The sequence below is a fragment of the Brinjal little leaf phytoplasma genome, from assembly GCF_978563805.1.
This window is the reverse complement of the sequence record NZ_CEAFKD010000005.1, coordinates 26786-40717: the sequence shown is the minus strand read 5'-3', so window position 1 is coordinate 40717 and position 13932 is coordinate 26786. Positions and strand designations below refer to the sequence as shown.

General features: G+C 21.3%; 12 protein-coding genes. All 12 read left to right on the top strand.

The window, feature by feature from the left end; translation table 11 throughout:
- The first annotated feature begins 54 nt into the window (after positions 1-54).
- The 12 genes from rpmH (at position 55) to ACTCUI_RS01765 (ending at position 13906) form a co-directional block, all read left to right on the top strand.
- Positions 55-192 (top strand): 50S ribosomal protein L34, encoded by a 138-nt coding sequence (gene rpmH, locus ACTCUI_RS01820; protein ID WP_463431216.1) that lies wholly within the window; start codon positions 55-57, stop codon positions 190-192.
- A gap of 180 nt (positions 193-372) precedes the next feature.
- Positions 373-705 (top strand): ribonuclease P protein component, encoded by a 333-nt coding sequence (gene rnpA / locus ACTCUI_RS01815; RefSeq protein WP_463431214.1) that lies wholly within the window; start codon positions 373-375, stop codon positions 703-705.
- A gap of 27 nt (positions 706-732) precedes the next feature.
- Positions 733-2331, top strand: a complete 1599-nt coding sequence (locus tag ACTCUI_RS01810) for a YidC/Oxa1 family membrane protein insertase (RefSeq protein WP_463431212.1) — start codon at positions 733-735, stop codon at positions 2329-2331.
- A gap of 235 nt (positions 2332-2566) precedes the next feature.
- The gene (locus ACTCUI_RS01805) at positions 2567-2833 is read left to right on the top strand and encodes a co-chaperone GroES (protein ID WP_463431210.1); all 267 of its coding nucleotides are present in this window, start codon (positions 2567-2569) and stop codon (positions 2831-2833) included.
- 47 nt (positions 2834-2880) lie between these two features.
- Positions 2881-4497 (top strand): chaperonin GroEL, encoded by a 1617-nt coding sequence (gene groL, locus ACTCUI_RS01800; RefSeq protein ID WP_463431208.1) that lies wholly within the window; start codon positions 2881-2883, stop codon positions 4495-4497.
- A 199-nt stretch (positions 4498-4696) separates the two neighbouring features.
- Entirely contained in the window at positions 4697-6415 is a 1719-nt protein-coding gene (locus ACTCUI_RS01795) for an ABC transporter ATP-binding protein (RefSeq protein WP_463431206.1), read from the top strand.
- 3 nt (positions 6416-6418) lie between these two features.
- Positions 6419-8191: an ABC transporter ATP-binding protein gene (locus ACTCUI_RS01790; protein ID WP_463431204.1), complete on the top strand. Its 1773-nt coding sequence runs from the start codon at positions 6419-6421 to the stop codon at positions 8189-8191.
- Between the two features lie 422 nt (positions 8192-8613).
- Entirely contained in the window at positions 8614-9567 is a 954-nt protein-coding gene (locus ACTCUI_RS01785) for an ATP-binding cassette domain-containing protein (protein ID WP_463431202.1), read from the top strand.
- 24 nt (positions 9568-9591) lie between these two features.
- The gene (locus ACTCUI_RS01780) at positions 9592-10389 is read left to right on the top strand and encodes an ABC transporter ATP-binding protein (RefSeq protein WP_463431200.1); all 798 of its coding nucleotides are present in this window, start codon (positions 9592-9594) and stop codon (positions 10387-10389) included.
- A 51-nt stretch (positions 10390-10440) separates the two neighbouring features.
- A complete protein-coding gene (locus ACTCUI_RS01775; protein WP_463431198.1) occupies positions 10441-11352 on the top strand; it encodes an ABC transporter permease in 912 nt (303 codons plus the stop codon).
- A 46-nt stretch (positions 11353-11398) separates the two neighbouring features.
- Entirely contained in the window at positions 11399-12265 is an 867-nt protein-coding gene (locus ACTCUI_RS01770) for an ABC transporter permease (protein ID WP_463431196.1), read from the top strand.
- Positions 12266-12322: 57 nt separating this feature from the next.
- Positions 12323-13906, top strand: a complete 1584-nt coding sequence (locus ACTCUI_RS01765; protein WP_463431194.1) for an ABC transporter substrate-binding protein — start codon at positions 12323-12325, stop codon at positions 13904-13906.
- Positions 13907-13932 lie beyond the last annotated feature (26 nt).

Sequence of the window (13932 nt, the reverse complement as noted above, 5' to 3'; positions counted from 1 at the left end):
AATCTTAATTATTGGTTATTTTTTCAAAACAAAAATAAAGAGGTTTCTAATTTTATGAAAAGAACATACCAACCTAGTAAAATAAAAAGAATCAGAACACATGGTTTTAGAACTAGAATATCCACTGTCGCAGGACGTCGCGTAATATCTAATAGAAGAAAAAAAGGACGTATAAAATTAACTGTTTCATAAAATATCAAAAATAAAATTAAAATAATAAAAAAATAACTTTTTATTTTTTTTAAATATTTTTATAAAAAAATGTATCTATATAAACATTTTGGATTTTTTCGAAAATAAAAAATAATTTTTTTATAAATTTTAATTTATTTGATATTAAATAAATTTAAGGAATATACATAATTTTTAGATATGAAAAAAAAATTTATTTTAAAAAAAAAAAGCGAAATAGATTTGATTTTTAAATTTAAAAAAAATGTAAGAAATTATTTTTTTATATTATATTATATTCAAAATAAAAATTTAGAAAATTTTAAATTTGCTTTAAGTATTAATAAAAAATATGGAAAAGCCCATGATAGAAATTTAATAAAAAGACGTTTAAGAATGATTATTCATAACAATTTTTCGTTAATAAATAATAATATGTCTTTTGTTCTTGTTATTAAAAATAACGCAAAAAAATTAGATTTTTCTGATTTAGAAAAAAAATTTTTAACTTTAATCAAAAAAACTTCTTTATAATTTAATACAAAACTAAGGTAATTAATTGTGAATAATATTGAAAATAAAAATATAAAATTAATTAAAAATTTTTTTATGATTTTTCTTTTGAGTTTGATTTTATTTTTTGTTATTAAAAAAAGTGATCCACAAATCGATCCTAACAAATTTGAAAGTACAGAATTCAAAATTGTTTTTGATGAAAGCGATTTGACTTCAAATCATGTAAAAGAATTAAAAGAAAAATTAAATTCAAATGATAATAGCCAAATAGAAACTTTATTACAAAAAATTAATATTTTTAATTTTCAAATCGAAAAAAAAAATAAAAATATTCTAATCGAAAAAATAAAAGTAACTAACGAAACTCCAGATAAAATTAAAGTTAAAATTAAAGATAAAATTAAAAACATTTTAAATGGAGAAGAACTTTGTTTTTATTTCGAAAAGTCACAAAAAAAAATGGACGACAAAAATCAAATTTCTCAAATTCAAAATTTTTTTACTATTAAAACAGGTACTAATCGAAATTATTTTGAAAACAAATATAAAAATAATAACAATACTAATGAATCAAAATTAAAATTTGGTTTTATAAAAGGAAATATTTTATTAAATAATCTTTCACCAGAACAAACAAAAATCTATAAAGAAAATCCAAAAGAAGAAATTTCAAATGCTGAATACAATTCATTAATTAAAACAAAAATAAATAAAAATAACGCAATTAATTATTTTAATTTAGAATTAAAATATAATAATAATGATATTCCTTCTCAAAATATTTCTCAAAATATAAAAATTTTTATTAATGATAAGGGAGATTTACCTATTCAGTGGCCTAATAAATTAGAATGGAACTTTTTTTTAGGATGGGGGTATATATGGAATGTTTTAATCATATTTATTTCTTTTTTCTTAAATTTTTTTTCAAATATATTCGCCTCTCCGAAAGAAGAAGGATTTATTTTCGGTAATTTAGGTCTAGGAATAATATTGACTACTATCTTAATAAGAACTTTATCATGGCCTATTTATACTAAAGCTAGCACTTTTAGTAGAAATATGAGTTTAGCTCAACCAGAAATTAACAAAATACAAGAAAAATATGCTTTAAAAAAAGATAAACAATCTATGCAAAAAATGCAAATGGAAATTTTTAAAACATATCGTAAATATAATTTTAGCATCTTCGGTATTTTTATATCTTTTTTACAAATGCCTATTTTAATTGCAATGTTCAGAACTTTAAATCGTTTTTTTGTTTTAGGTGGTATTTTTAAAGCTAATCATACTAAACCTTTTTTAGGTTGTATATATTTAAAACCTGATGGCGAAACAGATATTTTAATTAAAATATTTTTATCATTTTTAGTAGGAATAAGTATGTTTTGTTTCAACAAAATTAACCTAAAAAGATCTTCTGATTTAAAACGAAAAAATACAAATATAAATCCAGAACAAAAAAAACAAGAAATGACAATGAAAATAGTTAATTATATTATGATTATTTTTATGGTTTTCGCTGCTTTTAAAGACTTAACTTTAGCTTTATATTGGATCACTGGTAATATTTATACTATTTTTCAAATAAAAATAAATAATAAAATAATCAAAAAACATGATTTATTAAATAAAAAAATTTAAAATTAATATCCTAATTATTTTAAGATATACTTTTTTATAAAATTTTATAAAAAAATTAAATTTCAAAAATAAATAAAATATAAATTTATTACCGAAATATTAACTATATTAAATTTTTTTCAAGATTAATTTGATACAATTAATGTATAATTTATAATGTATTTTTGTTTTTATATTCATATACTTTTCATGGATTATTTGAAATAATGAATAAAAAAAATAATATAAGAAAGGAATGATTAAATTGATTCAACCTTTACATGATTATGTCGTGTTAAAACATAAAAAAGAAAACGAAATAATTAAAAGCAAAAGCGGAATAATTTTAGAATTGAATAAATCTGAAATTGGTGTTGTTGTAAGTTGCGGACCTCAAGTATCAGATGAAAATATTAAACCTAATAGTAAAGTGATTTATAAAAACTATGAAGGACAAAAAATTAAACTTGAAGAAGAATACTTGATTATAAAAAGCAAAGATATAATAGCTGTATTAGTTTAATTTAAATTAAAAAAATAAATTTAGAAAAGGAGAAAAAAATTAATAAAATGACTGCTAAATCAATTCTTTTTGATAAAGATGCTAGAAAAGAAATTTTAAATGGAGTAAATGTTTTAGCTAATACTGTAAAAATTACTTTGGGGCCAAAAGGAAATAACGTTGTCTTAGAAAGAAAACATGGTTTGCCTTTAATTGTTAATGATGGAGTTACAATTGCTAAAGAAATAGAACTAACAGAACCTTTTCAAAACATAGGGGCTCAATTAGTTCGTGAAGCAGCAACTAAAACTAATGATAATACTGGCGATGGTACAACAACAGCAATTGTTTTAGCGCAAAGTATGATTCAAAAAGGCTTTAAATTTATTGATTCTGGTTTTAAATCTTCTTTAATGAAAAAAGGAATTTTAGAAACTTCTCATAAAATAGTAGAACAAATTTTAAAAAAATCTAAACCAATTACTACAAAAGAAGAAATAGCTAATATTGCTACTGTTTCTTCAGGAAGTAAAGAAATAGGGCAAATTATAGTTTCTGCTATGGAAAAAGTTACTGAAAAAGGTGTTATAACTATAGGGGAATCTAAAGGTTTAGAAACTGAACTAGAAGTTGTTGAAGGAATGCAATATGATAAAGGTTATTTATCAAGTGTTTTCATTAATAATTTAGCTAATATGTCGGTTGAATTAGAGCAAGCATTAATTTTAATCACTGACCATAAAATTAATAATATTAATGAAATTAGTCATTTATTAGAAGAAGTAAAGAATACATCTAATCCTTTATTAATAATAGCTAATTCATTTGATAATGATATAATTAATATTTTAGCGTTAAATAAATTCCACGGAGCTTTAAATGTTGCTATTACAGAAGCGCCAGGTTTTGGTGATAATCAAAAAGAATTATTAAAAGACATTGCTGTTTTAACTCAAGCTAATTTTATTTCTAAAGACTTAAATTATAAATTACAAGATACTAAGCTCGAAGATTTAGGTAAAATAAAAAAAGCAATTATCAAAAAAGATAATACAGTTTTAATAGGGACATCAAAAAACCCTTCTTTAACAAAAAGAATTAAAGAAATAGAAACTCGTATTCAAAATACAACAACTGAACATGAATTGAATAATTTAAAATCTCGTTTAGCTAAATTATCCGGCGGAGTAGCAGTTATTAAAGTAGGTGCAGCAACAGAAACAGAATTAAAAGAACAAAAATTAAGAATTGAAGATGCTTTAAACGCTACTCAAGCAGCTGTTACTGAAGGTATACTAGCTGGCGGAGGAAAAACTTTAATAGAGATTTATAAAACATTAAAAGAAACTTTAATAGTTTCTACACCTGATATCCAAAAAGGAATTAATATTGTTTTAGATAGTTTATTAACTCCAGCTTATCAAATCGCTGAAAATTCAGGTTTTGACGGAGATACAATAGTTAAAGAACAATTAGAACAAAAAGAAGGTTTTGGTTTTAATGCTGAAACAGGAGAATATGTTGATTTATTTAAGGAAGGTATCGTAGATCCTACTAAAGTAACCAAACAAGCTATTTTAAATTCGGCATCCATTGCTGCTATGTTTATAACTACTGGAGCAGCAGTTGCTTCTATTCAAGATAATAAAGGATTATCTAAACTTTCAGATAACAATCCTTTTTAAAATAAAAAATTAATAAAAAAGTTTTCTTTTGGATAAAAAACCATCACAAAAAAAGAAAACTTTTTTTATTAATTTTTATTTAAATTCATGTAAAAATGATAAAATTACTAGTAGATATATAAAATATAATATATTTTGCGCTTATAAAAATTTTAATAAATGTCTTAAAAAGGAAGTATTTTGTAAAAAATAAATTATCATGAAATTAATTCTAAAATACATTTTTAAATATAAAAAACTTCTTTTATTAAATATTTTTTCTTTTATATTAATAATTATTGGTGAATTATCAATACCTTATATTGTGGGTAGATATATAGTTAAACATCAAAATAATCAACCACCTTTTCAAACTATTTTTTTATATTTATGTATGCTAGTTTGTATGATTATTTGTGGTAATTTAATAGTTAATTTTTGTATCTCCAAAATTTCATCTTTAATTTTTAAAGATTTAAGTACTGATTTATTTAAAAAAATACAAACTTTTTCTTTCTTGGAAATACAAAAATTAGGAGTTTCTGCTATAGTAAGCAGAAGTACTTATAATATTTACCAAATAATAAATTTTGTCACTACTTTTTATAAAACATTTATTGTAACCCCTATCGTTTTAGTTTCTTGTTTTGTTATAATATTTAAAATAAAAGCTACGTTATCTTACGGTATTTTATTTATTATTCCTTGTTTTATAATTATTTTAATTTTAATTATTAAAAAAAATTATCTTTTATCGGTTCAACAACATACAAAATTAGAAGAAATGAATTATAAAATTAGATCTGGTATAACAGGAACAAAAATAATCAGAACTTTAAACCAAGAAACAAATGAAGAAAATAAATTTGAAAAAATAAATTCAAATTTTAGAGATTTAGCGATTAAATTATTTACTTCCATTTTATCAATTGAACCTTTTTTTTATTTATTATTAAATCTTTCTATTATTATTACTAATTTTATTGCATCCGATATTATTTTCTACAAACAAATTAATGTAGGTGATTTATATATTTGTATAGTTTATAATATACATATTTTATCTTCTATTTTAAATTTTTTACTATTATTCATGATGTTTCCTAAAACTTTAATCGCTTTACAAAAAATCCAATATTTATTTAATATAGAGCCTTCTATTAAAAATTCTTTAACTAATCCTGAAAAATTAGAAACTATTAAAAAAATAGAATTTAAAAATGTTTTTTATCAATATCCTAATGCTAATAAATTAACTTTAAAAAATATTAATTTTCAAGCCAAAGAATCAGAAATCATTTCTTTTGTAGGTAAAACAGGTTCTGGAAAAACTACTTTATTAAATTTAATCCCTCGTTTAATAGATCCTATTAAAGGAACTATAGAAATAAATGGGATAGATATTAAAAAATATGATGTTAAAACGATGAGAAATAAAATTGGTTTTGTTTCGCAAAAAAATATTTTATTTAAAGGAACTATTTATAGTAATTTATTATTTAGTAAAGAAACAGCTGATTCTGAAGAAATGTTGGAAAAAGCTAAAATAGCTCAATCATATGAATTTATCCAAAATAAAAGTAATAAATTAAAAGATCAAGTAAGTGAATTAGGTTCAAATTTATCAGGAGGACAGAAACAAAGATTATCGCTTACAAGAGTTTTATTAAAACAACCAGATGTATATATTTTTGATGATTCTTTTTCTGCTTTAGATTATGAAACTGAATTAGCTATTAGAAAAAAGTTTTTTGAAATAAAAGGAAAAGCTATCGTAATAATAGTAGCTCAAAGATTAACTTCTGTTTTAAATGCTGATAAAATTATTGTTTTAGATGAAGGACAAATAGTAAGTATGGGGAAACATAAAGAATTAATTAATACATGCCCTTTTTATCAAAAAATTGCTATTTCACAAAAAATAAAAGAGGCCGTGTAAAAAATGAAACAAATATTTAAATACTTAAAACCTTTTAAAAACAAAATAACAATAAGCATTTTTTTGATTTTTATTATTTCTGTTCTTCAAATGTATATTCCTTTATTTGAAGGTGAATATATTTTAAATTTTCTTATTAACGAACAAAACCATACAAACTGGATCAATTATAAAAAACATATTATGATTTTTTTAAGTATAAATTTTATATTTTATTTATTATGCGCCATAGGTAAATTTATTTATAATAAATTTCTGATAACTTCAATTCATAAAGGTATGAAAAACCTACGCCAAGATATTTATAAAAAAATTAATAAATTACCTATGAGATATTTTGATCAAAATACTGTTGGCGATATTATGAATAAAATGACAAATAATGTCGATATTATTTCTAATGGTCTGCAACAGACTTTTGCTTCTATAATTTATTCTTTTTTTCAAATCATAATTTTATTAATTTGTATGTTAATAGTTAATTGGCGTTTAGGTTTTATTATTTCTTTAATGATTCCTCTTTCTTTTTTGGTTATCATCATCATAAATAAAAAATCTCGTAATGTTTTTATTCAAAGGTTTGATAAAACATCTGAATATAATGGTTTTTTACAAGAAAAATTTAACGGTCATAAAGAAATTATGTTGTATAACCAACACAAAAACATTATTAAAGAATTTAAACAAATTAACAAAGATTTATCTAAAATGATTTTTAAATCTAATTTTTTATCTGGTTTAGCCGTTCCTATTGTAAATGCTTTTACATACATAATACTAACAATTATTGTCGTATTAGGATATTTTTTAATGAAAGAAGGAGAACTTCCTCTTTTACTAATGAAATTAGGTTTTGTATCTATTCAGTTCGGTCTTTTTGAAGCTTTCATTCAATATGTTTGGCGTTTAGGTGATCCTATTAATAATTTAAGTAAAATTTTTATTGTTGTTCAATCAACGAAAACTGCCATTCATAAAGTTTTTGATTTTTTATATGAAGTTGAAGAAAAAGAAGATGATCCTAATTGTATTACCTTAGATAAAATTAAAGGTGTTGTTGGATTTTCTAATGTATCTTTTGGTTATTCAAAGGATAAACCTATTCTGAAAAATATTAATTTAAATGTTGAACAAAACCAAACAATAGCTATTGTAGGTTCCACTGGTTCAGGAAAGACAACTTTAATTAATTTATTAACTAGATTTTATGATGTTGATGAAGGTTCTATAACTATTGATGGAGTAGATATTAGAAAATTTGAAAAAAAATATTTAAGAAAAATTTTAGGACTAGTTTTACAAGATGTTTGGCTTTTTAAAGGTACTATTTTAGAAAATATTAAATATGGTAGTGAAGATAAAAGTGATGAAGAAGTAATAGAAATAGCTAAACAAACTCAAATTCATGATTTTATTATGTCCAAAGATAAAGGTTATCAAACTATAATTAACGAAGAATCAGATAATTTATCTCAAGGTGAAAAACAATTAATCACAATAACTAGAACTTTATTACGTAATCCTTCTATTTTAATTTTAGATGAAGCAACTTCGACTATTGATACGCAAATGGAAATGATTTGTCAAAAATCTATTCAAACATTATGCCAAAATAAAACTTCTTTTGTAATTGCGCATCGTTTATCTACAATTGTTAATGCTGATGTTATTATAGTATTAAAAAATGGTTCCATTATTGAAAAAGGAAAACACGAAGAGTTAATCCAAATAAAAGGTTTTTATCACAATCTTTATCATAGTCAATTTAAAAAATAATAAAATAAATATTAAAAAAATTAAATTTCATAAAACATAAAATTATATAATTTTTATTAATAATAAAAATAGTTAAAAAGTTTTAACTAAATGACTTCTTTATTTTTTTATATAAAAAAGTTTACGAAATTCATTTAAACTTCTCAATTTGAGGTTTTTAAAATATATTTTCTTATTATTTTTTTAATTCTAGTATAATAAAAAAATCAAAAAAATAATTATATCGAAAAAATTTATAATTAATTTTTTTGAATTTTTTTATTTTTTTAAATTTAAAAATTTTTAAATAAATCAATTTTTATATAGTTGAAAATATAAAATATTATGATAATATAAGTTTAAATAATTGTAATTTAAAATAAATGGATTTTTTTATGTTATAAATTAACTCAATTAATTAAAAAAAGAAAGATATTAAAATTATGTTTGATAATAATAATACTTTAATAGATATAAATAATTTATCCAAAAAGTTTTGCGTAAAAAAAAATTTATTTAAAAAAGATATTTTTTTTTACGCAAACCAAAATATTAATCTATCTATTTATAAAGGTGAAACTTTAGCTATAGTTGGAAGTTCAGGTTCAGGAAAATCAAATTTAGGACAATTAATTGTCCAATTAAACAAACCTACTTCAGGTAATATCTTTTATCATTCAAATGATTCAAATAAAATTAATTTAACCGAATTAAATAATAAACAAAAACGTTCCTTTAGAAAAGATCTTCAAATTATTTTCCAAGATCCTTTTTCTTCTTTAAATCCTTCTTTAAAAATATCTGATATCATCGGTGAAGGACTTCTAATTCATAAAATGGTTAAAAATAAAAAAGATCCTTTATATAAACAAAAAATTTTAGATATTATGGAAAAATGTCAAATTGATAGGTCTTTTTATTCACGTTATCCAACACAATTATCAGGAGGACAAAGACAAAGAATAGCTATTGCTCGTTCATTAATTATAAAACCCAAATTTATTGTTTGTGATGAAATCGTTTCAGCATTAGATGTTTCTACGCAATCAAAAATTCTTAATCTTTTAAATGATTTAAAAAGAGATTATCAATTAACTTTTATGTTTATTACTCATGATTTAGGTGTAGCTGGTTATTTCAGTGATCGAATATGTGTAATGTATTTAGGTAATATAGTAGAAATCGCCCCTAAAGAAACAATTTTAAAAAATCCTTGTCATCCTTATACAAAAAAAATTTTAAATGCTATTCCTAAATTAGATAATCAAAGACAAAAAGAACATAAAATTATCTATGAAAATTCCAATTTTAAATTTTTATTTCATCAAAATCAAAAAGATTTAGATTGGGCAGAAATTGCTCCTCAACATTTTGTTAAATGTACTTTAAAAAAATAAAAAAAGAGGGTTTAATTTTATATAATGAGTTTATTAAAGATTGAAAATTTACACACTTATTTTGAAACTCCAAAAGGATTGATAAAGGCGGTAAATGGGGTTTCTTTTGAATTAAAAAAAGGAAAAACTTTAGGTATTGTTGGTGAATCAGGAAGTGGTAAAAGTCAAACTGCTATTTCTATTTTAAAATTATTTAATAAAAATCAAAAAATCCATCAAGGAAAAATTATTTTTAATAATAAAGAAATTTCTCAATATAATCAAAAAGAAATGGAAAAACTTCGTGGTAATGAAATAGCTATGATTTTTCAAGATGCCTTGTCTAGTCTTAATCCTGTTTTTAAAATAAAAGAACAAATAATAGAAATATTAAAATTACACAAAAAAATGAATTCTTCAGAAAGTGAAAAAAAAGTTTTTGAAATTTTAAACAAAGTAAAAATCAATAATGTTCGCAGAGTTATGGACTCATATCCTCATCAATTATCCGGGGGAATGTGTCAAAGAGTAATGATAGCAATGGCTTTAGCATGTGAACCTCAACTTTTAATTGCTGATGAACCAACTACAGCTTTAGATGTTATCATCCAACAAGAAATTTTAAATTTAATTAACTATTTAAAAAAAGAAATCAAAACATCAATTTTATTCATTACTCATGATTTAGGAGTTATATCACAAATTGTAGACGATGTGATAGTAATGTATAAAGGAAAAATAGTTGAAAGCGGTTCAATCAAAGACATCTTAAATAAACCTAAAAATGAATATACAAAATCTTTATTAAATAATTTTTTAAAAACAAGTTTTTTAAATTATTAAAAAAATATATAAAAAAAATAATTTTTTTAAATAGCGAGGAATAAATATGAAATGTCTTTCATAAATTATATTTTTAAAAAACTTTTTTATGTTTTGTTAGTTTTAATTACTATTGTATTAGTTAGTTTTTTTGCTGTTAAACAAATACCAAGTGATCCAGTTACGGCTGCTTTTGGTCAAAAAGGACCTACGCCAGAACAAAGAGCCAATTTAGAAAAAAAATTAGGTTTAGACAAAACAACAAGCGAACAATTTTTCATATATTTAAAAAATATATTAAAATTTAATTTTGGTAATTCTTATAAATACGAAAACCAAAAAACATTAAGTCTTTTTTGGAGATCATTTAAAATAACTTTATTATTATCTTCTCTAAGTTGTATTTTAGGTTCTTTAATAGGTATTTTTTTTGGATCTTTATCAGCTTTATGGCAAAATAGTAAAAAAAGTTTTATATTAGAATTTATATTTCTTTTTTTATTTTCTACTCCTACTTTTATTATCAGTTTTATATTACAATACTATTTAGCATATAAATTAAAAATTTTTGAAATATCAGGAGCTTATTCTTTGCCTATTTTAACTTTATCTTTAGCAGTCAGTGGAGCAATATTCAAAATAACTCAAAATAATATGATAGATTCTTTAAAACAACCTTACATTACAACAGCATATGCCAAAGGTTTATCAACAAAAACAGTTATTTTTAAACATGCTTTAAAAAATGCTATAATCCCAATATTAGCTCAAATGGGTTTAGTTTTAAACTATTTAATTAGTGGTTCTGTAATTACAGAAAGTATATTCAATTTAAGAGGCATGGGTAGATTAATAATAGATTCCTTTCATAATAGAGATTATCCTATCATTCAATGTTGTATGATTTTATTAGCTATTTTTATTTCTGTTTTTAATCTCTTATTAGACTTGCTTTATTTCAAATTAAACCCTAAAATAAAATAAATAGAAAACATAAAAAATTATATTAAGGAAAATATAAAAATAACTAATGAACAAAAAAATAAATTATTTAATATCATTTTTTCAAAAAAAATTAAAAATTTTAAAAGATATAAATTTTTTATTCGGTATTATTTTTTTAACTATTTTATTATTTTTTATTTTATTCAAAAAGATTTTAAATTTTCCAGATCCTTTTTCATGCGATTACAAAATATTACAAAATATAAATTCTAAACATTGGATGGGAACTGATGATACAGGATACGATTTATTTACCCGTTTTTTAGAAGGTGCTAAAATTTCTTTACAAATAAGTTTTTTTGTCATAATTATAAGTAGTTTTATAGGTGTTTTTTTAGGTATTATATCTGGTTATTTTCAAGGATTTATAGACAATATAATTATTTTTTTATGTGATTTTTTAACTGTTATACCAGATATTATATTAGCTATTTTAATTATGTTATTGCTGAATAATCAACAAAGTATAAAAACTCTTGTTATAGTATTAAGTATTTCTTATATACCTTCTTATATTCGTATTATAAGAGCTAATACTTTAATAATTAAACAAAAAGATTTTATTAAAGCATCTAAAGCTTTAGGAGCAAATCAATTTCAAATTATCAAAAGACATGTTTTTCCTAATATTTTAACCAATTTAATAACTAAAATGATATTAAATATGTCAAATGTTATTTTAGCCATTTCGGGATTAGGTTTTATTGGATTAGGTTTAGATCGAACTAAGCCTGAATGGGGTAATATTTTATACTCTTCCAAAAATTATATCATGAATTATCCTAATTTATTTTATGGTCCTTTTATTATTATTTTTTTAACTATTTTATCTTTTAATCTAATAGGAAAAAGTTTAATTAAAAAATATGAAAATAAACAAAATAGTTATTAAAATATAAAAAATCTAAAAAATATTTAAAAAATTAAATAAGGAATTATAAAAAAATATATGAGCATAAGTAAAAAAGAAAAAATAAAAACTTTTTTAACTAATAACAAAAATATAATTTTTGTTATCAAAACAATATTAACAATATCAATTATTTTTGTATTCATAATGTTAAAACCAAAAAAAGACAACGAAATTAATAAATTTATTATAGCTATGAAAGAGGATGCAAAAGGACTAGACCCTACCAATGAAGAACACACAAATTTATATTATTCTAATATTATTCTTGATTTGTTACATAGTAATTTTTTTATAAAAAATGAAAAAACAAACGAATACATTCCTCAATTGCTTCAAACAATACCTATTAAAAATGGAAAAAAATTAATGTGCGAATTAAAAGATGATGTTTTTTTTCATAATGATACAAAAATAACAAGTGATGATGTTGTTTATACATTTAATCGAGCGCACGAAAAAGAACACAAAGAATATAAAAAAATAAAAAAAGTTAAAAAAATAAATGATAAAAAATTTGAACTCGAATTAACAGATGACAATGAATGTTGGCAAGATCCTTTTGTTAAATCAATTAGAATAATTAGTCAAAAAGAAATGACACAAAATCCTGAAAATGGATATATAATCGGAAGCGGAACTTATAAATTAAAAAAATATTTACCAGGAGAAAAATTTGAATTAGAACCTTTTCAAAAATATAATAATAAAAAAGATAGAAAAAATATTGAAATAAAAATATCTCAAGATGATAATACTCTTATACAAGAATTACAAAACAATAAAATTCATGCTATATTAGATTATAAATCAGAAAAAATCAAAGATTTAAAAAAAAATATTGAAGAAGGAACATTTGATAATATAAAAATATTAGAAAATTATAAAGCTAATCAAAGTTATATTTATTTTAATAAAAGAAAAACAAAAAAAGAAGTACGTGAAATAATCTCAAAAAGTTTAGATATAAACAAATTCATTAATGATTTAAACTTACCAAGTGAAATTTCAAATGCTGCATTACATAATAAATTAATAGGATATGATCCTCATATAGATTATCATAAAGATCTTTTTAATCGAGAAGAAGCTAAAACAAAAGTTAGTGAATTATCATCAAGCGAAGACAAAAAATTAATTATTCCTTTTAATGAAAACAGTCCAAAAATACAACACAAAATAATACAAGAATTGGAACATATTGGTTTTAAAGTAAATAAACCAGTAGACAATTTTGAAATAATTATTTCAAAAGCAGGTAAAAATGATTCACCTTATAGTTTTATTTTTTTAGGGGAACAATTCGAAACAAAATTTGGTCATAAATATTTTGAAGATTACTTTTTAACAAGCAATAAAACAGAAAATAACTTTATTGGAATAGATGAACAAGATAAACCTTTTCTTGAAGATAAAATAAATGAAGCTAAACGTCAAACAAGAAATATGAATGAATATAAAAGATTGATATCCGAAATAGAACAATACTTAAATCAAAATTATTACTTATTGCCGCTGATGAAAAGTAAAACTTACATTATAACAAATAAAAAAATAAAAAAAGGTTTTGAAGCAGATATATTTGGTAAATATTATAATATGGATTCAATTGAAATTGAATAATTTAAATTTTTAATAATTACGAGAAA